The organism is Streptomyces sp. NPDC044704 (assembly GCF_056433525.1).
In genome coordinates, this window is the sequence record NZ_JBWKGY010000018.1 from 37,642 (window position 1) to 61,177 (window position 23,536).

Consider the following 23,536-nt stretch of genomic DNA (forward strand, 5'->3'; position numbering starts at 1 on the left):
CCAGGAAGGTGCCCGCACCGTGGAAACCGCAGCTCCGTCCGCCGTGATCGTCGCCATCGACGGTCCCTCCGGCACGGGCAAGTCCAGCACCTCCAAGGCCGTGGCAGCCAAGCTCGGACTCCGCTACCTGGACACCGGCGCCCAGTACCGGGCCATCACCTGGTGGATGATCACCAACGGCGTCGACACCGACGACCCGCAGGCCATCGCGGTCGCCGCCGGCAAGCCCTCCCTCGTGTCCGGTACGGATCCGGCCGCGCCCACGATCACCGTGGACGGCCTGGACGCCGCCGGCCCCATCCGCTCCCGGGAGGTCACCTCCAAGGTCAGCGCCGTCAGCGCCGTCCCCGAGGTGCGCACCCTGATCACGGACCTCCAGCGCTCCATCGCCGCCGAGGCGGCGGAGGCGGGCGCCGGGATCGTCGTCGAGGGCCGGGACATCGGCACCACCGTCCTGCCCGCCGCCGACCTCAAGGTGTTCCTGACGGCCTCGGCCGAGGCCCGCGCCGCCCGCCGCAGCGGGGAACTGCGCGGCAAGGAGGCCGCGGACCTCGCGGCCACCAGGGAAGCCCTGATCAAGCGGGACGCCGCCGACTCCGGCCGCAAGACGTCCCCGCTGGCCAAGGCCGACGACGCCGTCGAGGTGGACACCACCGAGCTCACCCTCGACCAGGTCGTCGAATGCGTCGTGACCCTGGTCGAAGAGCGGCGCGCCAGGTGACCTCAACGCCCTCCTCCAAGGGTGCGGCGGTCGGCAGGCGCATCGGCATCGGGCTCATGTACGGGCTGTGGAAGCCGCGCGTGCTGGGTGCCTGGAAGGTGCCCGCCTCCGGCCCCGTCATCCTGGCGGTGAACCACTCCCACAACATCGACGGGCCCATGGTCATGGCCACCGCCCCGCGCCCGCTGCACTTCCTGATCAAGAAGGAAGCCTACGTGGGCCCGCTCGGCCCCTTCCTGGAAGGGATCGGGCAGGTCAAGGTGGACCGCACCGGCGCGGACCGGACCGCCATCACCCGCGCCCTCGGCGTCCTGGACAACGGAGGCGCCCTGGGGATCTTCCCCGAGGGCACCCGCGGCGACGGCGAATTCGCGTCCCTGCGCGCCGGACTCGCGTACTTCGCGGTCCGCAGCGGCGCCCCGATAGTGCCCGTCGCCGTCCTGGGCAGCACCGAGGCCAAGGGCCGCGTCGTCAAGGGGCTGCCGCCGCTGCGCAGCCGCGTCGACGTGGTCTTCGGCTCCGCCTTCGACGCCGGGGACGGCACGGGCCGCCGCACGCGGACCGCGCTGGACGCGGCCACCGTACGCATCCAGGACCGGCTGACCGCCCACCTGGCCGACGCCAAGCGCCTCACCGGGCGCTGAGCGAGACTTGACCTAGTAGTGGAACCGCGCTGCGCGGGTGCCACCGATCACCACGAACGACGAGGAACGGACTTCATGAACGACCAGCACGACCACGGAGCACTTGGCGACGCCGAGTACGCGGAGTTCATGGAGCTCGCCGCGGAGGAAGGCTTCGACGTCGAGGACGTCGAGGGCGCGATCCAGGAGGCGGGCCACGGCCCGCTGCCCGTGCTCGCCGTCGTCGGCCGCCCGAACGTCGGCAAGTCGACCCTGGTGAACCGCATCATCGGCCGCCGCGAGGCGGTCGTCGAGGACAAGCCGGGCGTGACCCGCGACCGCGTGACCTACGAGGCGGAGTGGGCCGGCCGCCGCTTCAAGGTCGTCGACACCGGCGGCTGGGAGCAGGACGTCCTCGGCATCGACGCCTCCGTCGCCGCCCAGGCCGAGTACGCCATCGAGGCCGCCGACGCGGTCGTCTTCGTCGTGGACGCCAAGGTCGGCGCCACCGACACCGACGAGGCCGTCGTCAAGCTGCTGCGCCGGGCCGGCAAGCCCGTCGTGCTGTGCGCCAACAAGGTCGACGGCCAGAGCGGCGAGGCCGACGCGGCCTCCCTGTGGTCCCTGGGCCTCGGCATGCCGCACCCGGTCTCCTCGCTGCACGGCCGCGGCACGGGCGACATGCTCGACGCCGTGCTGGAAGCGCTGCCGGAGGCCCCCGAGCAGACCTTCGGCGGGGCCCCCCTCGGCGGCCCGCGCCGGATCGCGCTGATCGGCCGCCCGAACGTCGGCAAGTCCTCCCTCCTGAACAAGGTCGCGAAGGAGGACCGGGTCGTCGTCAACGAGCTGGCCGGCACCACCCGGGACCCGGTCGACGAGCTGATCGAGCTCGGTGGCGTCACCTGGAAGTTCGTCGACACCGCCGGCATCCGCAAGAAGGTGCACCTCCAGCAGGGCGCCGACTACTACGCCTCCCTGCGCACGGCCGCCGCCGTCGAGAAGGCGGAGGTCGCGGTCATCCTGATCGACACGACCGAGAGCATCAGCGTCCAGGACCAGCGCATCATCACCATGGCCGTCGAGGCCGGGCGCGCGATCGTGATCGCCTACAACAAGTGGGACGAGCTCGACGAGGAGCGCCGCTACTACCTCGAGCGCGAGATCGAGACCGAGATGCAGCAGGTCGCCTGGGCGCCCCGGGTGAACGTCTCGGCGCTCACCGGCCGCCACATGGAGAAGCTGGTCCCGGCCATCGAGACCGCCCTCGCCGGCTGGGAGACCCGTGTCCCCACCGGCCGGCTGAACGCCTTCCTCGGCGAGGTCGTGGCCGCGCACCCGCACCCGATCCGCGGCGGCAAGCAGCCCCGCATCCTGTTCGGCACCCAGGCGGGCAGCAAGCCGCCGCGGTTCGTCCTCTTCGCCTCCGGCTTCCTGGAGCACGGCTACCGCCGCTTCATCGAACGCCGCCTCCGCGAGGAGTTCGGCTTCGAGGGCACCCCGATCCACATCTCGGTGCGGGTGCGCGAGAAGCGCGGCGCGCAGTACAAGAAGAAGAAGTAGCAGCGGTACCGGCGCGGGGTCAGTAGCCCCGGCGCGGAGCGGGCGGCAGGGCCGCCGGGATGTGCTGCATCCCGGTCTGGTGCTGCCGCCCGCCGCCGTATCCGGACCCGGTGGTGCCGGCGTGGGCGTACGAGGGCTGCGGGGCGGGTGCGGGCGGCACCGGGGCGTACGAGGGCTGCCAGGGGTCGCTCTGCCATGCGGAACCGTTCCATCCGCTGCTGTAGGAGCTGTACGGGCTCCCCTGCGAGAACGCCGTGAAGCCGAGGTCCTCCTCGCCCGTCCGGTCGCCCGGCAGGGCCCGGAAGGCGCGCAGGTACTCCGAGTAGAGCGTGTCGTAGATCGGGGTGTGCGAGGCGGCCGGAGCGTGGTCCCGGTCCCGTGAAGGGCGCATCGGGGGGACGCTGCTCGGATAGGACGGGGCGCGGGATGGGTCGTATGAATGCACGTATCAGCCAACGAACCCGAGGCCCTGCGGATGCGGGGTGACGGGGCGGAAAACGCAGATCGCCGGGGGTGCGCGGGACGGACCGCGCACCCCCGGCGCATGCCTCCCGGCCCCCTCGTGAGGGGCGGGCGGCCGTCTTCCGGAGGGAAGTCTGGAGCTGGCTGGAAGGGGGATCAGGCGCCCGGCGTACCGGCCAGGGGCATGGAGGCGGCGACCAGCTTGCCGTTGCTCGCGGCCTTGTCCAGGGCGTCGCGGAGCAGGTCCTCACGGGGCTGCTGGCCGATGGAGCCCACGGGGGCGGCGTAGATCAGCACGCGCTGGGTCTTGTTGACGGCGGCCCGCCAGCCGTCGGTGACGCTCAGCGCCTGGTGCGCCTGCCACCAGGCCACCTGGGCCCCGCCGTCGACGCCCGGCTGGAGGACGGCGTGCAGCTGGCCGCCCGCGAGCAGGACGGACCAGCCGGCGAGCGCGGAGGGAACCTCGTCGGTGTCGGTGACGGGGATGAAGCCCTGCTCGATGAGGAGCGGCAGGAAGTCGTCGCCCGGGCCGGTGGTGCCGGGGCGGGCGATCGGGGCGGTCGGCTCGACGACCAGCGCGGGGTGCAGGTCTCCGTTGATCAGGACCAGACCGCTGGTGATGCCGAGGACGGCCTGGCCGCCGGGGACGGCCTGCGGCACCTCGCCGGCGGGCGCCGGGGCGGGGGCCGGGCTGTCGCCGGTGATGCTGCGGACCGCGCCCTGCAACTGCTCCTCGGACACGGAGACGACCTGCGAGGGAATGCAGTTGGCGTGGGCGAACGCGAGGACGGCGGTCTCCTCGCCGACGAACAGCACCGTGCTGGTGGGGTCGCTCTCGGGGTCGCCGGGGGTACGGCAGGAGGTGCAGTCGTAACTGCGCGGGGCGTCGTCGCCGGTGAGCAGCCTGTCGGCTTCTTCGTCACCGATCTCGGCACGTACCTCAAGACTGACGTCGAGCATGCGCGGCACGGGGTGGCTCCTCATTCGTGCGGAGGCCGGGAGGCTCCCGGCTCGCCGGGCTCAACGCGGGAGCGGCGGCCGGGGTCACGCCGTTTGAGGGAACGGAATCGAACCTGACACCCGGAAGAGTGAACCGTCCGGCGGCCGCTTCGCGTTCGTGTCAACTGTTGCCTGGTTGTGCGCAGTTGGTGGCTGCCGATGGCCGTTTGAGTGGTGGCGGGCGGTGCGCCGTACGGGTGGGCCGCGCGGGCGCGCCGCGTGGCGGGGCGGAGGGCGGGCGGGGGCTGCGTAGCGTGAGCCGATGCCCGACCTCCGTCTCCGGATCCGGTGGGCCGCGGTCCGGGCCGCCGCCGCGCTGGCGCTCGTTCTCCCGTCGGGCGCCGCGGCGGCCGCCCCGGCCCCCGCCCCCCTCGCACCGCCGCCCCCGGCACCGGGACCCGCGGGCGCCGCGCACCCGGGATCGCCCGGGATGATCGGCAGCGGTCCGGGGGACTGCGGACCGGGCGGGGAGTGGCCCTGGGACTGCGTGGCCGACTGCGAGAGCGGCGGACGCTGGGCGGTCAACACCGGCAACGGCTTCTACGGGGGACTGCAGTTCTGGCAGCCGACCTGGGAGGACCACGGCGGGCTCGCCTACGCGCCCCGAGCGGACCTCGCCACCCGGACCCAGCAGATCCGGGTGGCCGAGGACCTGCTCGGCACCCAGGGGTGGGAGGCCTGGCCGGTGTGCTCGAAGCGGTACGGCCTGGCCGGCCGGATGCACGTGGTGCGGCCCGGGGACACGCTCGCCGCGATCGCGGGCAAGCGCCGGGTGCCGGGGGGCTGGCGGGCGCTCTACGAGGCCAACCGGAAGGTGATCGGGGAACGGCCGCAGCGCCTCGTGGTGGGGACGCTGCTGGCCCTGCCGCCCGGGCCGGCGCCCGCCCCCGAGCCGCAGACGCAGCCCGCTCCGGCGCCGGTACCCACCCCCGCTGCGCCGACCGCGGCGCCTCCCGCGCCCGCACCCGCGCCCGTACCCGGACCGGCGAACGCGCGCTGAGCCGCGGCGCCGGGGGCCGGACCGGGGGCGCCCCGGCGGTCGGCGAGACTACGGGGATGCTGGAGACCTCCGCACGACTGCTGCGCCTGCTGTCCCTGTTGCAGGCCCACCGCGAATGGACCGGGGCCGACCTGGCCGACCGGCTCGGCGTCACGCCGCGCACCGTGCGCCGCGACGTGGACCGGCTGCGCGAGCTGGGGTACCCGGTGAACGCCAGTCCCGGGACGGGTGGCGGGTACCAGCTGGGGGCGGGGGCCGAGCTGCCGCCGCTGCTCCTCGACGACGACGAGGCCGTCGCGGTGGCCGTGGGCCTGCGGACGGCGGCGGGCAACGGCGTCGAGGGGATCGGGGAGGCCTCCGTACGGGCGCTCGCCAAGCTGGAGCAGGTGCTGCCGTCGCGGCTGCGGCGACGGGTGTCGGCCCTCAACGAGTTCACCGTGCCGATGCTGCGCGGGCCCGCCCCCTCCGCCGTCGACCCGTCGGTGCTGACCGAGCTGGCCGCCGTGTGCCGGGACGGCGAGCGGCTGCGCTTCGGCTACCGCGACCACGAGGGCAACGTCAGCCGCCGCACCGTCGAACCGCACCGGCTGGTGTGCACCGAGCGGCGCTGGTACCTCGTCGCCTGGGACGTGGACCGGGAGGACTGGCGCACGTTCCGGGCGGACCGGATCGAGCCCCGGCCGCCGCACGGCCCGCGCTTCACCCCGCGCCCGGCGCCCGCCGAGGACCTGGCGGCGTACGTCTCCCGGGGGGTGTCGCAACGGGCGTACGCGGCCCAGGCGGTGGTGCGGCTGCGGATGCCGGCGCAGGAGGCGGCGCGGGTCATCGGCCCCTCGGACGGCGCGCTGGAACCGCTCGACGCGCACAGCTGCCTGCTGCGCACCGGGGCCGTCAGCCTCGACGTTCTGGTGATTCACCTCATGCTGCTCGGCTGTGAGTTCGAGGTGGTGGAGCCGGCCGAGCTGACCGGCCGGCTCCGGGCCGCGAGAGACCTTCTCGGCCGCGCACTGGAAGGCACAACGGACAAAAGGTGAGGGGGTCCGGCGGCTCTCCGAGCGGTGGGAGCCCGGCAATACCCGGGGGAATTCGACGGTTCTCGACCGGAATTCGAAAGGGACTCCGACCGCGTTGTGCGGGGGCCGGAAACAATGCCGTGCGCGCTCCCCGACGGCGGATCCCGGGCGGGGCGGCTCGGCCAATCGGCTGTCGACAACCCGTGACACAAGCGTGACCCGGTACGGAGGAACCTCCTGGCGTGACGCTGACGCGCCGGGCATATGAACGACGAAGGCGGGCCGGTCAGGTGAACCGGCCCGCCTCGTGTGCGCGGGGCAGGGGGTGTGCGTACCGCCTCCCGCGCGGGGTGCCTCAGCCGCCGGTGGCGGGCCGGGCCGCGGCCCCCCGGGCGGCGGTCCGCTCGGTGTGCGCCGGCCGGCGGCTGCCGGCGGGGGTGACCGGGGTGCGCTCGGAGCGGATCAGGTGCGGCCGGGCCGCGGGGTGCGCCGCGGGACGCGGCGCGGGGGAGTGCCCGGCGGTGGCCGCGGCCGCGGCGGTGGCCGCAGCGGCGGCGGGCGCGGGAGCCTGGGCCCCGGTCCCGGTGGCGCGCCGCGGCTGCCACTTCCCGCCCGCGGAGAGCAGCGGGGTGAGCGCCGCCGCGACCGGTTCGGAGATCCGGCCCTCCTCCAGCCGGCGCCGCAGCATCTCGCGCAGCTCGAAGACGTAGGCCTCGGCGCGGGCGATCAGCGGCTCGAACCACGGCAGCGCCAGCATGATCAGGATGCCGGCCGTCCAGCCGAGCAGGACGTCGGAGACCCAGTGCGTACCGAGGTACACGGTGGTGGCGCCGACGCTCAGCGAGACGACCGCGGAGACGATGGACAGCACCCGCCGGGTGACCGAGGTGGAGGCCAGGTAGGCCAGGATTCCCCAGGTCACGACGGCGTTGGCGGTGTGGCCGGAAGGAAATATATCGCCGCCCGCGAAGAGCTCGGCCGAGCCGATCTGGGTGGCGTAGTGGGGGCCGAGCCGGCCGAGGCCGAGCTTGACGGCGCCGACGGTGACGTTCAGGAGCAGCAGGGCCACGCCGAGCGTGATCAGCGGCCGGAGGGTGTGCTGGCGCCAGGAACGCCAGCCGAGCCAGGCCGCGACCATCACCGCGGTGGGTCCGCGCTGGCCGAGCACGACGAGGTAGTCGAGGAAGGCGTGCAGCTGCGGCCACTGCTCGTAGGGCCGGAAGAACATGATCTGCCAGTCCAGCCGGACGAGCCAGGACGTCATCAGCACGGCCACGACGATCGCGAGGTAGAAGGCGAGGGTCGAGGCGAGGAGCACGACGCGGTGCCGGCTCATCTGCGGCGTTTGCAGATGAGCCGGTCGCTCTGGTTCCCGGTCCAGCCGGGCGAACACCGGCTCCAGACGGGTCAGCAATTGGTCGGTACGCACTCAATCGACGTTACCGCGCGTCGAAGCGCGGCCCGGTCGAATCGCGGGCTTTGTGATGACCATGTGATGTGGAGTGCGTCTCACGCAGTACTTAATTCCCGTTATTCCGGCACCGGTTGGAACTCCGTGGATTCAACTCCCGTGGCTCCGGCCCCGTAATTATCTGCATACTTACGGGAGTCTTATTGCCGCAGGTCAATTCCTTTGCCCAATCATGGATTGGAATGATCCGTTCCGTGATCGCGGCCCCGGCGGTCCTCCGGCGGCCCCTCCCGCGTCCCTCCTGCGCCTCCCCCGCACCCTTCCCGCGGCCCTCCCTACGGAGGTCCCGAGCCGTTCAGCCAGAAGGCCCCGTACACCGCCGAGCACAGGGCCAGCGCCCCCAGCACCGCCGCCGCCCGCCGGGTCCGCCACCGGCCCAGCGCCACCGCCACCGGCAGCAGCAGCGGGAACGCCGGCAGCAGCAGCCGGGGCTTGGAGCCGAAGTACCCGGAGGCGCACAGGGCCAGCGCCACCACGATCCCGCAGTACACGAGCAGCGCGGCGGGCTGCCGCTGCCGTACGCACAGCCGGTACAGCCACAGCACCAGAAGCACCCCGACGATCAGCCCGACCCCGGCGAGGAAGGCCGGGGAGGCCAGCCGCGCCCCGACGAAGCGGGCGAAGGCCCAGCCCCCGTCGAAGCCGTTGCCCCAGCCGGCCTGCACGTCCAGGTACCCCAGCAGGCCGCCGCCGGTCCGGTGTCCCACCCACAGCACGTACGCCGCCGCGCCCAGCGGGGCCAGCAGCACCCCGGCGGCCGTCCGCCAGGACCGCTCCCCGCGCCGCCACGCCAGGGCGGCCGCCACCCAGAGCGCCGCGACGACGGCGGCGCCGACCGGGCGGGTCAGTCCGGCCGCGGCCGCGAGCAGGCCCGCCGTGATCCAGTGCCCGCGCAGCACCCCGTACAGAGCCCAGGCGGCCAGGGCCGTGAAGAGGGCCTCGCTGTAGGCCATGGACTGCACGACGGCGACGGGCAGCGCCGCCCAGAGCGCGACCGCGAGGATCCCGGCGCGGCGCCCGTACAGCAGTGCGGCCACCGCGAAGATCCCCCAGGCGGCGGCGAGCCCCGCCAGCACCGAGACCACCAGGCCCGCCGAGCCGTACGAGAGCCCCGTGACGGCCGCCACCAGCCGCTCCAGCCACGGCAGCAGCGGGAAGAAGGCCAGGTTGGAATGGACGGCCCCGCTCGGCAGGACCACCTCGTACCCGTACCCCTCGGCGGCGATCCGGGCGTACCAGAGCGAATCCCAGCGGGCCGAGAGCAGGGTGTGGGGACTGCTGTCCGCCACCGCCCCCCACACCGAGAGGACGGCGAGGCCGAGCAGCCGGACCGCCGCGAAGACCGCCAGCGCCGGCGCGGCCCGCCGCAGCCCGGGGGCCGCCACCGGCACGTCGTTCACATCGTTCTCGGGGATCAGGGGCGCGTCTCTCACCCGCACAGTCTCGCGGGCCCGGCCGTCGGCGGCTCCGCCGCCCGGCCGGACCGGACCGGACGGAACCACGCAAAGTGAACGGCCGTGTACACGGAGGGAAGGTGGACGGAGGGCGGCCGGAGGGAGGAGGGGAGCGAGTGGCGCACACCACACGGCGGCCGCCGCCGCGATGAGAGCTTGACCACGTGTCGGACACGCGAACTCGCGTACGCTGACCCTTCACTCGCGTGTCGATGCCGGACCCCGTTGGACGCCGCAAGCGCACCACCCGCGGCGGGCCGACGACGCAGGTCCGCCGAGTGCGAGGGATCACCTGGGAGGTACATGCATGTCGGGGACGAACATGACCGGCGACAGGACCCCTTCCCTCCGGCAGCGGATCGGCGCGGCCTCCGACGGGGCGAACCGCTGGCTGGTCCTCGCGGTCCTGTGCGTCAGCCTGGTGCTCGTCGCGCTCGACGCGACGATCCTGCACGTCGCCGTCCCCTCCGTCACCGAGGACCTGCGCCCCGGCCCGATCGAGCTCCTGTGGATCGTCGACGCCTACCCGCTGGTCTGCGCCGCGCTCCTGATCCTCTTCGGCACCCTCGGAGACCGCGTCGGCCGCCGCAGGATCCTGCTCCTCGGCTACGGGCTCTTCGGCGTGGCCTCCGCCATCGCGGCCCTCGCCGACAACGCGCAGGTCCTGATCGCCGCGCGCGCCCTGCTCGGCATCGGCGGCGCGATGATCATGCCCGCCACCCTGTCGATCCTGCGCCAGGTCTTCCCCGACCGGCGCGAGCGGGCGCTGGCCATCGGCATCTGGACCGCCGTCGCCGCGATCGGCGCGGCCAGCGGCCCCGTACTCGGCGGATTCCTCGTCCAGCACTTCTGGTGGGGCTCCGTCTTCCTGATCAACATCCCGCTGATGGCCCTGATCCTGCCGCTCGGCCGCTGGCTGCTCCCCGAGTCCAAGGGCTCCTCGGACGGACCCTGGGACGTCCTCGGCGCCCTGATGGCCGCCGCCGGTGTGCTCGGATCGGTCCTCGGCATCAAGCGGATCGGCGCCGAACGCCACCTCGCGGACCCCCAGGCGCTGGTCCCGCTGGTGATCGGCGTGACCCTGCTGATCCTCTTCGTACGCCGCCAGAAGCGGCGCGAGCACCCGCTGATCGACATGCGGATGTTCTCCCGGGCCGCCTTCTCCACCTCCGTCGGCTGCATCGTGCTGGCCATGCTGGCCCTGGTCGGCCTGGAGCTCATCGCCGTCCAGTACCTCCAGCTGGTGCTGCACCTGACCCCGCTGGAGACCGGCCTGCGGCTGCTGCCGCTCACCTTCGCCGCGATGGCCGCGGGCGCCACCGGCTCGTACACCCTCCAGCGCGTCGGGCCCCGCACGATGGTCTCGCTGGGCTTCCTGCTCACCGCCGGCGCCGTGCTGCTGCTGACGCTGATGGGCCAGCAGGACCGGCCCGTGCTGCTGACCGCGGGCTTCATCCTGCTCGGCTTCGGCCTCCAGACCACGCTGTTCGCCGCCTACGAGTCCATGCTGAGCGAGGCCCCGGCGGCCACCGCCGGCGGGGCGGCCTCCATAGGCGAGACCTCGTACCAGCTCGGCGCGGGCATGGGCATCGCCCTGCTCGGCAGCGTCATGAACGCCGCCTACGCGCCCGGTCTCCTCGGGATCCCCGGAGTCTCCGCCGCCGAGTCGGCGGGCGCCGCGCACTCCCTCGGCGAGGCCTACCAGATCGCCGCGCAGCTCGGCGGCCCGGCGGGGGAGTCCCTGTACGCCGCCGCCCGGCACTCCTTCGTCCACGGGCTGCACGTCACCCTCGTCGTCAGCGCCGGCCTGCTGCTCGCGGGCGCCGTCATGGCGCTCAAGCTGCCGCGCACCATGGACACCGCGCCGGCGGCCGACGAGCCCGCCGAGCAGTCCGTACGCCTGCCCGCGCAGGCATCCGGCCCGGCCGCTCCCGCCGGCGCGCGGATCCCCGGTCCGGCGCAGGCCGAGTGCGACCGGGCCGTCGGCGGGGCGTCCGGCCGCACCGCCTGACGGCCCGCCCCGAAGACGGGGGTGGACCCGGGGCCCGACCGGCGACAAACTTGCACCGCTAGGTTTCGCCCACGTGCCTGCCGGGAGGCCCCTCTTGTCCGCCTCGTCTGCGTCCTCCGCGTCGAAGACCCCCTTCGTCCCCACCGATCCGCTCGGGCTCGACGAGCTGCTCGGCCCCGAGGACCTCGCCGTCCGCGACACGGTCCGCTCCTGGGCCGCCGACCGGGTCCTGCCGCACATCGCGCAGTGGTACGAGGACGGCGAGCTCCCCGGCATCCGCGAGCTGGCCCGTGAGCTCGGCTCGATCGGCGCCCTCGGAATGTCCCTGGAGGGCTACGGGTGCGCCGGCTCCAGCGCCGTCCAGTACGGCCTGGCCTGCCTGGAGCTGGAGGCCGCCGACTCCGGGATCCGCTCGCTGGTCTCCGTACAGGGCTCGCTGGCCATGTACGCGATCTGGAAGTACGGCTCCGAGGAGCAGAAGCAGCGCTGGCTGCCCGGCATGGCGGCCGGCGAGCTGATCGGCTGCTTCGGGCTGACCGAGCCCGACGTGGGCTCCGACCCGGCGGCCATGCGCACGTACGCGAAGCGGGACGGCACCGACTGGGTGCTGAACGGCCGCAAGATGTGGATCACCAACGGCTCGGTGGCCTCGGTCGCCGTGGTCTGGGCGCAGACCGACGAGGGGATCCGCGGCTTCGCCGTCCCCACGGACTCGGCAGGCTTCTCGGCGCCGGAGATCAAGCACAAGTGGTCCCTGCGCGCCTCGGTGACCAGTGAACTCGTCATGGACGACGTACGGCTGCCCGCGGACGCGGTCCTGCCGGGCGTCACCGGGCTCAAGGGGCCGCTGGGCTGCCTCAGCCACGCGCGGTACGGGATCATCTGGGGTTCCATGGGCGCGGCGCGCGCCAGCTTCGAATCGGCGCTCGACTACGCGAGGACGCGGGAGCAGTTCGGCAAGCCGATCGGCGGCTTCCAGCTCACCCAGGCCAAGCTCGCGGACATGGCGCTGGAACTCCACAAGGGCATCCTGCTCGCCCACCACCTGGGCCGGCGCATGGACGCGGGCACTCTGCGGCCGGAGCAGATCAGCTTCGGCAAGCTCAACAACGTCCGCGAGGCCATCGACATCTGCCGCACCGCGCGGACCGTCCTCGGGGCCAACGGGATCTCCCTGGAGTACCCCGTCATGCGGCACGCCACCAACCTCGAATCGGTGCTCACCTACGAGGGCACCGTGGAGATGCACCAGCTGGTGCTGGGCAAGGCGCTCACCGGGCTGGACGCCTTCCGGTGAGAGCCCCGCTCAGCTCTGGTTGAAGAAGTCGCGCGAGCGGCCGCCCGCTTCACCGTTGACGATCTGGGTGTCGGCCGGGGTCAGGAGGAAGACCCTGGTCGCCACCCGCTCGATCGAACCGCGCAGCCCGAAGGTCAGGCCCGCCGCGAAGTCGACGACCCGCTTCGCGTCGCCCGGGTCCATCGACGACAGGTTCACGATGACCGGGACGCCCTCGCGGAACAGCTCGCCGATGCCGCGGGCGTCACGGAAGCCGTCCGGGGTCACGGTCGCGATGCGCCGGCCCTGCTCGACGGCGGACTCGGAGGCCACCTTCACACGGGGGTCGGTGACCCACTGGTCACCGGGGCCGGAGACCGTGCCCTGCTGGCGCTCCACCGCCTCCGCGTAGTCGTCGTCGTAGTACCGCTCGTCGTCGCTGTCCTCTACGAGACCCAACCAGGCACTCGCCTTGCGTACCGAACCCATGGACGCCTCCTTTCACCGTGGCCAGTCTGTCTTCTTCTCCGCTGCCCCTATGGTCGTCCATGATGCTGACAACGCGCCAAGTGGATAGTCGCCGCGCAGGGGTTTCGTGACGGGACTGGTGCAGAACATCCGTTGCACGGTCAAGGATTCAGAGCGGCTGCCGCTGCTGTCTGAGTGAAAATACGACCGCCGCCGCCGTCCGGGTGAGCGGTTGGGGCGGACGAGTGAACGACCTGGCTGGATACGATGCCCCGGAAACGCGCGGATCACACACGGGGGAAACGGATTGTTCGGCATCGTCAGACCTTGCACGCACCGGCTCGGCGAGCGGTTCAAAACGGAGTGGATGGCCCATCTGTGCGGGCTCTGCCTGGCACTTCGCGGCGACCACGGACAGTTCGCCCGCATCGTCACCAACTACGACGGGCTGCTCGTCTCCGTTCTGACGGAGGCTCAGTCCGGACCGCTGCCCGGTGCGCGGCGCACCGCGGGGCCCTGCCCGCTGCGCGGCATGCGGACCGCCCCCGTGGCGAACGGCGAGGGGGCCAGGCTCGCGGCCGCGGTCTCGCTCGTACTGGCGTCCGCGAAGGTGCGCGACCACGTGGCCGACCGCGACGGGCTGTTGGCGCGGGCCCCGATCGCCGCCGCCGCGCGCAAGGTGGCCCGGGGCTGGGACCGGGCCGGCGCCCGCACCGGGGCCTCGCTCGGCTTCGACACGGCCGTGCTCGTGGACGCCGTGGACCGGCAGGGCGGCATCGAGACCCTGGCCGGGACCGGCACGTCCGTGCTGGTGGTGACCGAGCCGACGGAGACCGCGACCGCGGCCGCCTTCGCGCATACCGCGGTCCTCGCGGGCCGGCCAGGCAACGGCCCCGCGCTCGCCGAGGCCGGCCGGTACTTCGGGCGGCTCGCGCACCTGCTGGACGCGGTCGAGGACCAGGCCGCCGACGCCGCGGCGGGCGCCTGGAACCCGCTCACCGCCACCGGGACCTCCCTGGCCGAGGCGCGGCGGCTGTGCGACGACGCGCTGCACGGGATACGCCTGGCGCTGCGCGAGGCGGAGTTCGCCGACGCGGGCCTCGCCCACCGGCTGCTGGTGCACGAGCTGCGCACCTCGGTGGACCGCGCCTTCGGGACCAGCGCCTGCGGGCACACCGCGACCGCCTCCGCCGGCCAGGACGGCGGCCCGTACGGGGCGGGCCCGTACGCGGGCGGCCCGGCGGGGGGCGGGAACCCCTACGGGGGCGGTCCCTACGGCAGCAATCCCTACGCCCCCGGAGCCCCGCAGGCTCCGCAGGCCCCGCAGGCACCGGGCGGGCCGGGCGGGCCGCCGCCCATCTGGCCCGGTGGCGGCGGCGGTGGCGGCGGCCTGCCCCCGCAGCGGCCGCGCCGCGGGCTGCTCGCCGGCTGCGCGGTGGCGATCGGGCTGTTCTGCACCTGCCAGCTGTGCTGCACCGAGCACGACGGCCCCTGGTCGCGGGAGAAGCGCGACCCGTGGTGCGATGCCGGTGACTGCTGCGACGGCTGCGACTGCTGCAGCAATTGCGGCTGCGACGACTGCTGCTGCTGTCCCTGCGACGGCTGCTGAGCCCCTTTCAGGTTCCGCGCGCCCGGACGGCGTACCGGTGGATTCCCGTCCGGGCCCGTGTGGAAGGGTTGAGCGGCATGAGTGACGATGACGCCGCCACGGCCTGGCAGGAGTGGCACGAGCACCGGGTGGCCACCGTTTCCGGCCCCTACGGACCCCTCGCCCTGACCGGGACCCACTGGCTCTCCGAAGCGGGCGACGAGCACCCGGAAGGTCGAATTCCGGCCGTTCCGGGGCGCTGGCGCGCCACCGACGGCGGCGTCCTGCTGAGCGCCGCCGCCGAGGACGGCCTCACGCTCGACGGCGAGCCGTTCACGGGGGACGCCGTCCTCGGCGCCGACGAGGGCCGGCCCGCGGACTCCCGGGTCGGTGCCGGGGACGTACGGCTCGTCGTGATCCGCCGGGAGGGGGAATGGGCCCTGCGCGTCTACGATCCCGCCTCGCCCGCCCGGCGGGCCTTCGCCGGGATCGAAGCCACCCCGTACGACCCCGCCTTCGCGCTGCCCGGCCGCTTCCGCCCGTACGGCGAGGACCGGACCGTCCAGGTGGAGAACGCCGACGGGCGGGAACGCGGGCTCGGACTCGGGGGCGAGCTGAGCTTCTCGTACGAAGGGAGCCCCCACACCCTCCAGGTCGCCGTGGACGGCGAGGACGGCAGCCTCTGGGCCGTCTTCGCCGACACCACCGGCGGCCGTTCCAGCTACCGCTTCCGCTTCCTGCGGCCCGGAACCCCGGCCGCCGACGGGGCCGTCACCGTCGACCTCAACCGGGCCCTGCTCCCGCCCTGCGCCTTCGCGGACCACTTCGTCTGCCCGTTCCCGCCGCCCGGCAACACCCTGCCCTTCGCGGTCGCGGCGGGCGAGCGACGGCTGAAAGGCGCCCTTGCCGCCGGTAACTGACGCCAGGACACTCCCGTCAGCGTCATCCGGCGGACTTGTCAGGGGCACGGCGAAAGTGTGCGGGGCGGAACCCCGCGCCCAGGCCCTGCCCCCACCGCCGCTCACGGGCTCCGGCACCCCCACGACCGCCGGGCCCCCGACCCCCCATCGGGAGGACGTGCAGTGAGGATCAACCGCATCACCCGTGTCAGGCTGCTCGCGGCGGCCACCGGCCTGGCCGCCGTCGCCGCACTCGCCGCCCCCACGGCCGCCAGCGCCGCCGCACCCGACCCCACCGACAACGGCTTCAGCGCCGCCCGGCTCGCCGCCGCCGAGGCCTCGGTGCTGCGCGCCGACGTGGCCGGTACCGCCTGGCACACCGACCCCGCCACCGGCACCCTCGTGGTCACCGCCGACTCCACCGTCAGCGCCGCCGACCTGACCAGAATCCGCCGCGGGGCCGGAGTCGACGCGCAGGCCCTGCGCATCGAGCGCACCCCGGGCAAGCTGACGAAGCTGGCCTCCGGCGGCGACGCCATCTACGCCAGCAGCTGGCGCTGCTCGCTCGGCTTCAACGTGCGCAGCGGCAGCAACTACTACGCCCTCACCGCCGGCCACTGCACCGACGGCGCCGGCACCTGGTGGACCAACTCCGCCAAGACCAACGTGCTCGGCTCCACCACCGGCTCCAGCTTCCCGACCAACGACTACGGCCTGATCAAGTACGCCAGCAACTCGCCCGTACCGCCGGGCACCGTCGGCAGCCAGGACATCACCAGCGCGGTCAACGCCACCGTCAACATGTCCGTCACCCGGCGCGGCTCCACCACCGGCATCCACAGCGGCCGGGTGACCGGCCTCAACGCCACCGTCAACTACGGCGGCGGCGACGTGGTCTACGGAATGATCAAGACCAACGTGTGCGCCGAACCCGGCGACAGCGGCGGCCCGCTCTACTCCGGCACCCGCGCCGTCGGTCTCACCTCCGGTGGCAGCGGCAACTGCTCCTCGGGCGGAACCACCTACTTCCAGCCCGTCGTGGAGGCCCTGAACGCCTACGGGGTCAGCGTCTACTGATCCACGCACCCCCGTCACGCCCCTGGACGTCCTCCCGCCTTCCGGGAGGGCGTCCAGGGGCCCGTGTGCGTGGGGGCCGTCTGGGACGGCCATAGGGTGCACTTCGGGAAATTCTTGTGAAAGTTTTCACAAGCGCGCAGGGGTCCTAGGTCCCTCGCCATTTCCGCAGGTCACGCACCTGTTGGCGGGGGAGAGGGCGGGGGTGAAGGGTCCTTCGGCCCGCCCGGGCAGGGCTTTTTCGGCGCCATCGCTTCCGCTTTCGGGTGTCGAATTGAGACATCAGGAAAAGGTCGAAACGAAGGAGTCCTGCCATGCGGGCCAACGAGACGGTGGACGGACTGGTCCAAAGGGCGCTCCGGGCGCTCGGCCGGTTCGAGTCGTTCAACCAGGAGCAGGTCGACCACATCGTCAAGAAGGCCTCCCTCGCCGCGCTGAGCCGGCACGGCGACCTCGCCGGGCTCGCGGTCGAGGAGACCGGCCGCGGTCTCTTCGAGGACAAGGCCGTCAAGAACCTCTTCGCCTGCGAACACGTCGTGAACTCGATGCGCGGGCTGAAGACCGCCGGCGTCATCCGCCGCGACGAGCTGAACGGCATCACCGAGATCGCCGAACCCGTCGGCGTCGTCTGCGCGATGACCCCGGTCACCAACCCGACCTCGACCACGGTCTTCAAGGCGCTGATCGCCCTGAAGACCCGCAACCCCATCATCTTCGCCTTCCACCCCTCCGCGCAGAACTGCTCCGCCGAGGCCGCCCGCATCGTGCGCGACGCCGCCGTGGCCGCCGGGGCACCGGAGGACTGCGTGCAGTGGGTCGAGCAGCCCTCCATGGAGGCCACCGGCGCCCTGATGAACCACCCGGGGGTCTCCACCATCCTCGCCACCGGCGGCAACGCCATGGTCAAGGCCGCCTACTCCTGCGGGAAGCCGGCCCTCGGCGTCGGCGCGGGCAACGTCCCGGCGTACGTCCACAAGAGCGCCAAGCTGGGCCGCGCGATCCACGACATCGTGCTCTCCAAGGCCTTCGACAACGGCATGATCTGCGCCTCCGAGCAGGCCGTCATCCTGGACGCGGAGATCTACGAGCAGGGCATCGCCGAGTTCCGGCGGCTGGGCGCCCACGTGGTGAGCGCCGCCGAGAAGACCAAGCTGGAGCAGTTCGTCTTCGGCACGACGGCCCACGCCGCCGACTGCCCGGCCGCCAGGCTCAACCCGGCGGTCGTCGGCAAGTCCCCGCGGTGGATCGCCGAGCAGGCCGGGTTCACCGTCCCCGAAGGCACTTCGATCCTCCTCGCGGAGTGCGGCGAGGTCGGCGAGGGCGAGCCGCTGACCCGCGAGAAGCTCTCTCCGGTGCTGGCCGCCCTCAAGGCCTCGGACACCGCGCACGGGCTCGAACTGGCCGCCGCCATGGTCGAGTTCCACGGTCTCGGCCACAGCGCCGCCATCCACGCCGAGGACGAGGCCCTCGTCGAGGAGTTCGGCCGCAAGGTCAAGGCGGTCCGCGTCATCGCCAACGCGCCCTCCACCTTCGGCGGCATCGGCGACGTCTACAACGCCTTCCTCCCCTCGCTGACCCTCGGCTGCGGCTCGTACGGCCACAACTCCGTGTCCGCCAACGTCACCGCGGTGAACCTGGTCAACGTCAAGCGGATCGGACGGCGCAACAACAACATGCAGTGGTTCAAGGTCCCGCCCAAGATCTACTTCGAGCGCAACTCCATCCGCTACCTCGGCGAGATGGAGGGCATCGGCCGGGTCTCGATCGTCACCGACAAGACGATGGTCGCCCTCGGCTTCGTCCGGAAGGTCACCGACATCCTGCACGCCCGCGAAGGCGCCGTCGCCGTCCAGGTGATCGACGACGTCGAACCCAACCCGGAGCTCTCCACCGTCCGGGCCGGCGCGGCGCTGATGCGGGACTTCCGGCCCGACACGATCATCGGCCTCGGCGGCGGCTCCCCGATGGACGCCGCGAAGATCATGTGGCTGATGTACGAGCACCCGGAAGTCGAGTTCGCGGACACCAAGGAGAAGTTCTTCGACGTCCGCAAGCGCGCCTACACCTTCCCCCCACTGGGCGGGAAGGCCAGGATGGTCGCCATCCCGACCACCTCCGGCACCGGCTCCGAGGTCACCCCCTTCGCCGTCATCTCCGACCCGGCCGCCGCCCAGAAGTACCCGCTGGCCGACTACGCGCTGACCCCGGACGTGGCCATCGTCGACCCGGTCCTGCCCATGGGGCTGCCGCCCACCGTCACCGCGGACTCCGGCTTCGACGCCCTGACCCACGCCACCGAGGCGTACGTGTCCGCCTACTCCAACGACTACACCGACGGCCTCTGCCTCCAGGCCGTCAGGCTGATCTTCGAGAACCTCCAGCGGTGCGTCGTCGACGGCCCGAACGACCCCGAGGCCCGCGAGAAGATGCACAACGCCTCGACGGTCGCGGGCATGGCCTTCGCCAACGCCTTCCTCGGCCTCGTGCACGCCATGGCCCACACCCTCGGCAACACCTTCAAGGTCGCCCACGGCCGGACCAACGCGATCCTGCTGCCCCACGTGATCCGCCACAACGGAACCGTCTCGCACAAGGCCACCCCGTGGCCCAAGGCCGAGGTCTACCGGGCGCCGGAGCGCTACCAGGAGATCGCGAGGACGCTCGGCCTGCCGGCCGCCACCCCGGCCGAGGGCGTCGAGTCCTACGCCCGTGCCGTCGAGGACCTGCGCACCCGGTGCGGGATCCCCGCCTCCTTCGCCGAGGAGGGCGTGGACGAGCGGGCCTTCATCGAGGCCCTGCCGGCCCAGGCCATGAACGCGTACGCCGACCAGTGCGCCCCCGCCAACCCGCGGATGCCGATGATCGACGACATGGAGCGGCTGATGCGGCAGGCGTACTACGGCAACGCCGAGGGCGCTCCCGCCGGGAAGGAATGACGCCACCCGCCCCCCGCCGGGGGCGGCAGGAGGACGGCCCGCCCGGGCCCGCGGGGCCCGGGCGGGCCGCTCCCGTACGCGCGCCTACGCGGGCGGCACCCGCAGCGGGGCCGGGATCAGCAGGGCCGCCGCCGAGCGGGCCTGTTCCAGCGCCCGGGCGCGGTCCGCGCCGCGCTGGCCGAGCACCACGCGGGTGCTCAGCCCGTCCAGCAGGGCGAGCAGCTCCGAGGCGCGGGCGGGCACGTCCAGCGGGGCGAAGCGGCCCTGCTCCACGCCCCGGGTCAGCAGCGCCTCCAGGTCCTGTTGCCAGCCCTCGTCGATCTCCTCCTGGGCGGCCTTGAGCGGCTCGTTGGAGGCGGTGCGGGCCCACAGCTCGATCCACAGGGTCCAGCGGGGGTCGCGCGGGCCCTCGGGGAGGTAGAGCTCCAGGTAGAGGGCGAGTTTGCGAGGGGCGGGCGACCGGCGCGCGAGCAGCGCGCGGCGTTCGACGGCCAGCTGGTCCTCGCTCCATCGCAGGGCCTCCAGCAGGAGCCGGTCCTTGCTGCCGAAGTAGTACAGGATGTGGCCGCCGCTGGTGCCGAGCCGCTCGGCCAGCGCGGACATCGTGAGGGTGGCGAGTCCGTCCTCGGCGATCGCCGCCATGGCCTCTTCGAGCATGCGTTCCTGGGCGATCTGCCCGTCCCGCCGCCGTGCCGCTCCCGCCACCGGTCCCCGCCTTCCCGATCTTCCCTGGCCAGACCTTATCCCGGACAGGGTCTTGACGAGGTCCGCTTCGGCGGCGCATCTTGAATGCCATTCAAGAACCTAGAACGTCATTCAAGGTTTGCGTCCAGAGTCAGGGGTCCGCCATGGGGCAGCAGGAGACAGCCGACGTCGACGAGGTGTTCCGGGTCGAGACCCACGGGATCGACCCCATCCCCGACGCCGAGCGCCACGGCAGCGCCAAGGACCTCTTCTGGCTCTGGTTCGGCTCCAACCTCACCTTCACCTACGTGATCAACGGCGCCCTCGCCGTGGCCTTCGGACTGTCCTTCTGGCAGGCCACCGCCGTGGTCGTGGTCAGCGGGCTGTCCTTCTTCGCCGTCAGCGCCGCCGGACTCAGCGGCATCCGCACCGGCACCGCCACCCTGGTCATCTCCCGCGCCGCCTTCGGAGTCCGCGGGAACTTCCCGGCCGGCGTCCTCAACTGGGTGGTGAGCATCGGCTACACCATCGTCAACACCGTGGTCGGCACGCTGGCCCTGGAGGTCTTCCTCGCCGAGGCCGGACTCGGCGGCGGCACCGCCGTCCGCGCCCTCGCGCTGACCGTCACCCTCGCCCTGACCTTCGCCGTCGCCATGTGGGGCCACGCCACCGTGCAGTTCGCCGAACGCTGGATGGCCTACGTCCTCGCCGCCGGCTTCGGCGTCCTGCTCCTCTTCGTGCTGCCCGGCGCCGACACCTCCGCCCCGGCCGCCGCCCCCGGCCTGTCCGGCTGGAGCCTCGCCTTCGTCGTCATGCTCGCCGGGCCGTTCTCGTACCTGCCGATGCCCGCCGACTACACCCGCTACCTGCCCCGGACCACCACGCTCAAGTCGATCACCTGGAGCGGAGCGCTCGGCGGCTTCGTCTCCTCCGTGGCCCTGGGCGTCGCGGGCGTCGCCGCCGCCACCCAGACCGACATGACCGACGCCGTCGCCGGGGCCGAGGGCCTGCTGCCCGGCTGGTTCCAGCCGCTGTTCCTGGCCCTCGTGCTCGGCGGCTCCGTCACCAACTCGATCATCACCCTCTACTCCTCCAGCCTGAACCTCCAGGTCCTCGGCATCCCCTGGAGCCGCGCCCGGGCCATCGTGATCAGCGCCGCGGTCACCGCCGCGGGCTCGCTCGCCGCCCTCTTCCTCACCGACTTCACCACCTCCCTCCTCTCCTTCCTCTCGCTGCTGATCATCGTGTTCGCCCCCTGGGGCGGGGTCTTCCTCGCCGACATGCTGCTGCGCCGCTGCCACTACGACGCCGACGCGCTGCACGCCGGGAGCGCGGGCGCCTACTGGTACCGCGCCGGCTACCACCCCGCCGGCCTCGCCGCCCTCCTCGCCGGCATGGTCTTCTCCGCCCTGACCTGCGACTCCGCCCTGTGGACCGGGCCGCTGGTCGCCCCGCTCGGCGGCGCCGACCTCACCCTGCTCGGCGCGGTCGTCTCCGGGCTCGCGTACGCGGCCCTGGTCCGGCGCGTCCCCGCGTACGCCCCGGCCGTCTGACCCCGCCCCGCGCCCCCACATCCACCGTCACCCCCACCCACCCCCACCGCACAGGAGCACCACCCCATGCCCGGCACCGCACAGCCCTTCCCCGCCGACCTGCTGCTCACCGGAGCCCGCATCCACACCGTGGACCCGGAGCTCCCCGAGGCCGAGGCCCTCGCCGTCCACGACGGCCGGATCGTCTGGGTCGGCCCCGACACCGGCGCGGAGGCCTGGGCCGGACCGGACACCGAGCGGATCGACGCGGGCGGGAAGCTGGTGCTGCCCGGCTTCGTCGACGCCCACAACCACGTCCGGCTCGGCTCCGACGACGCCTGCGTCCAGCTCGCCGGGGTCCGGACCCTGGAGGCCATCCTCGACCGCATCGGCACCTGGCGCGAGGCCCACCCGGACGCCGCGTGGATCGAGGCCGAGGCCTTCGACTACTCCGCCATCCCCGGCGGGCGGATGCCCTGCGCCGCCGACCTGGACCCCGTCACCGGGGACACCCCCGCGATCGTCCTCTCGTACGACGTGCACACGGCCTGGCTGAACACGGCCGCCCTGCGCCGCCTCGGCGTCACCCGGGACCACACCGACCTGCCCTTCGGCACCGCCGCCGTCGACCCGGAGACCGGCGAGCCCACCGGCTTCGTCAAGGACTTCGCGATCAAGGGGCTCTCCCGCGACGGCCACCGGGCCCTGCGCGACCTCGGAGTGCCGTGGGCCTCGACGGACCGGCAGTACGGGCGCCTCGCCAAGAGCCTCGACGACGCCATCGGCTTCGGCATCACCACCGTCGTGGAACCCCAGAACTCCCTCGACGACCTGGAACTCTACGAACGGGCCCGCGCCGAGGGCCGGCTGCGCTCGCGCATCGTCGCCGCGCTGTTCCACCCGCGCGGCACCACCGAGGAGGAACTCGACGCCTTCGCCGACGCCGCCCGCAGGTACGCCGGGGACCGGCTGCGGGTGGGCCCGCTCAAGCTGTACATCGACGACGTGGTGGAGCCGCGCACGGCCGCCCTGCTGGAGCCGTACACCGGCTGCGGCAAGCACCGGGGCGAGACCTTCTACCCGGCCGAGGAGTTCGCGGAGCTCCTGGCCGGGCTGGACGAGCGGGGCTTCCAGTGCTTCGTCCACGCCACAGGAGACCGGGGCATCCGCACCGTCCTGGACGCCGTCGAACACGCCCGCAGGGTCAACGGCCCGCGCGACGCCCGCCACCAGGTCGTGCACGTGGAGTGCCTGGACCCGGCCGACGTCCCGCGCTTCGCGGAACTCGGCGTGGTCGCCTGCATGCAGCCCCGGCACTGCGCCCCGGAGATCGCGGGCCCCGGCCAGGACTGGGCGGAGAACGTCGGCGAGGACCGCTGGCACAAGGCCTGGCCCATGCGCAGCCTGCACGCGGCCGGCGCGGTCCTGGCCTTCTCCAGCGACTGGAACGTGGCCGAGATGGACCCGATGATCGGCATCTACACGGCGGTCACCCGCCGCCCGCTGGACGGCGGCGACCCGTGGCAGCCGGCCGAGACGGTCGACGTGGCGACGGCCGTGCACGGCTACACGATGGGCTCCGCCTACGCCAACTTCCTGGAGCGGGAGCGCGGTTCCCTCACGGTCGGCAAGGTCGCCGACTTCGTCGTCCTGTCCCGCGACATCCTCGCCATCGCCCCGGAACGCATCCCCGGCACCGTGGCGGAAACCGTGGTGGTCGCGGGCGAGGTCGTCCACCGGGCGCCCTGACCCGGACCGGAACCGG

19 protein-coding genes are annotated in these 23,536 nt (G+C 73.1%); 13 read left to right on the plus strand and 6 right to left on the minus strand.

Annotated features, from left to right (window positions below):
- Positions 1–19: 19 nt before the first annotated feature.
- From cmk to der, 3 genes are all read left to right on the plus strand, one after another.
- Entirely contained in the window at positions 20–721 is a 702-nt protein-coding gene (gene cmk, locus AC07B0_RS31690; protein ID WP_356874736.1) for a (d)CMP kinase, read from the plus strand.
- Entirely contained in the window at positions 682–1,365 is a 684-nt protein-coding gene (locus tag AC07B0_RS31695; protein WP_478899461.1) for a lysophospholipid acyltransferase family protein, read from the plus strand. Before cmk ends, AC07B0_RS31695 begins: the two co-directional genes overlap by 40 nt.
- A 75-nt stretch (positions 1,366–1,440) precedes the next feature.
- Entirely contained in the window at positions 1,441–2,904 is a 1,464-nt protein-coding gene (der, locus tag AC07B0_RS31700) for a ribosome biogenesis GTPase Der (protein WP_356874740.1), read from the plus strand.
- A 19-nt stretch (positions 2,905–2,923) separates the two neighbouring features.
- On the opposite strand, the gene AC07B0_RS31705 is transcribed toward der, so the two are convergent.
- Together AC07B0_RS31705 and AC07B0_RS31710 are read right to left on the minus strand one after the other, a co-directional pair.
- A complete protein-coding gene (locus AC07B0_RS31705) occupies positions 2,924–3,295 on the minus strand; it encodes a hypothetical protein (RefSeq protein ID WP_356874742.1) in 372 nt (123 codons plus the stop codon).
- A gap of 227 nt (positions 3,296–3,522) precedes the next feature.
- Positions 3,523–4,335 carry a hypothetical protein gene (locus tag AC07B0_RS31710; RefSeq protein WP_469381798.1) on the minus strand — a complete coding sequence of 271 codons (813 nt, stop codon included), beginning with the start codon at positions 4,333–4,335 and terminating at the stop codon, positions 3,523–3,525.
- 292 nt (positions 4,336–4,627) lie between these two features.
- On the opposite strand from AC07B0_RS31710, the gene AC07B0_RS31715 reads away from it, so the two are divergent.
- Entirely contained in the window at positions 4,628–5,365 is a 738-nt protein-coding gene (locus AC07B0_RS31715) for a transglycosylase family protein (protein WP_478899462.1), read from the plus strand.
- A 56-nt stretch (positions 5,366–5,421) separates the two neighbouring features.
- Entirely contained in the window at positions 5,422–6,399 is a 978-nt protein-coding gene (locus tag AC07B0_RS31720) for a helix-turn-helix transcriptional regulator (protein ID WP_356874748.1), read from the plus strand.
- A gap of 334 nt (positions 6,400–6,733) precedes the next feature.
- Here AC07B0_RS31720 and AC07B0_RS31725 read toward each other — a convergent pair whose 3' ends face one another.
- Together AC07B0_RS31725 and AC07B0_RS31730 are read right to left on the minus strand one after the other, a co-directional pair.
- A complete protein-coding gene (locus tag AC07B0_RS31725) occupies positions 6,734–7,807 on the minus strand; it encodes a phosphatase PAP2 family protein (protein WP_356874750.1) in 1,074 nt (357 codons plus the stop codon).
- A gap of 317 nt (positions 7,808–8,124) precedes the next feature.
- Positions 8,125–9,282 (minus strand): glycosyltransferase family 39 protein, encoded by a 1,158-nt coding sequence (locus AC07B0_RS31730; protein WP_478899463.1) that lies wholly within the window; start codon positions 9,280–9,282, stop codon positions 8,125–8,127.
- Between the two features lie 328 nt (positions 9,283–9,610).
- Between AC07B0_RS31730 and AC07B0_RS31735 the strand changes: the two genes are divergently transcribed.
- Positions 9,611–11,314, plus strand: a complete 1,704-nt coding sequence (locus AC07B0_RS31735) for an MFS transporter (RefSeq protein WP_478899464.1) — start codon at positions 9,611–9,613, stop codon at positions 11,312–11,314.
- 94 nt (positions 11,315–11,408) lie between these two features.
- Positions 11,409–12,611: an acyl-CoA dehydrogenase family protein gene (locus AC07B0_RS31740; protein WP_356874752.1), complete on the plus strand. Its 1,203-nt coding sequence runs from the start codon at positions 11,409–11,411 to the stop codon at positions 12,609–12,611.
- A gap of 9 nt (positions 12,612–12,620) precedes the next feature.
- On the opposite strand, the gene AC07B0_RS31745 is transcribed toward AC07B0_RS31740, so the two are convergent.
- Entirely contained in the window at positions 12,621–13,079 is a 459-nt protein-coding gene (locus AC07B0_RS31745) for a cell division protein SepF (RefSeq protein WP_356874754.1), read from the minus strand.
- Between the two features lie 286 nt (positions 13,080–13,365).
- On the opposite strand from AC07B0_RS31745, the gene AC07B0_RS31750 reads away from it, so the two are divergent.
- The 4 genes from AC07B0_RS31750 (at position 13,366) to adhE (ending at position 19,555) form a co-directional block, all read left to right on the plus strand.
- Positions 13,366–14,667: a DUF5685 family protein gene (locus AC07B0_RS31750; protein WP_478899465.1), complete on the plus strand. Its 1,302-nt coding sequence runs from the start codon at positions 13,366–13,368 to the stop codon at positions 14,665–14,667.
- 77 nt (positions 14,668–14,744) lie between these two features.
- Positions 14,745–15,566, plus strand: a complete 822-nt coding sequence (locus AC07B0_RS31755) for a DUF1684 domain-containing protein (RefSeq protein WP_356874758.1) — start codon at positions 14,745–14,747, stop codon at positions 15,564–15,566.
- A 162-nt stretch (positions 15,567–15,728) separates the two neighbouring features.
- Positions 15,729–16,622 (plus strand): S1 family peptidase, encoded by an 894-nt coding sequence (locus AC07B0_RS31760; RefSeq protein WP_478899467.1) that lies wholly within the window; start codon positions 15,729–15,731, stop codon positions 16,620–16,622.
- Positions 16,623–16,933: 311 nt separating this feature from the next.
- Entirely contained in the window at positions 16,934–19,555 is a 2,622-nt protein-coding gene (gene adhE, locus AC07B0_RS31765; protein WP_478899469.1) for a bifunctional acetaldehyde-CoA/alcohol dehydrogenase, read from the plus strand.
- 84 nt (positions 19,556–19,639) lie between these two features.
- Here adhE and AC07B0_RS31770 read toward each other — a convergent pair whose 3' ends face one another.
- A complete protein-coding gene (locus AC07B0_RS31770) occupies positions 19,640–20,260 on the minus strand; it encodes a TetR/AcrR family transcriptional regulator (RefSeq protein WP_356874764.1) in 621 nt (206 codons plus the stop codon).
- Between the two features lie 143 nt (positions 20,261–20,403).
- Here AC07B0_RS31770 and AC07B0_RS31775 point away from each other — a divergent pair, with 143 nt between their 5' ends.
- Entirely contained in the window at positions 20,404–21,792 is a 1,389-nt protein-coding gene (locus AC07B0_RS31775; protein WP_356874766.1) for a purine-cytosine permease family protein, read from the plus strand.
- 66 nt (positions 21,793–21,858) lie between these two features.
- Complete coding sequence (locus AC07B0_RS31780) at positions 21,859–23,520, plus strand: amidohydrolase (RefSeq protein ID WP_478899472.1); 1,662 nt, start codon at positions 21,859–21,861, stop codon at positions 23,518–23,520.
- Positions 23,521–23,536: the final 16 nt, after the last annotated feature.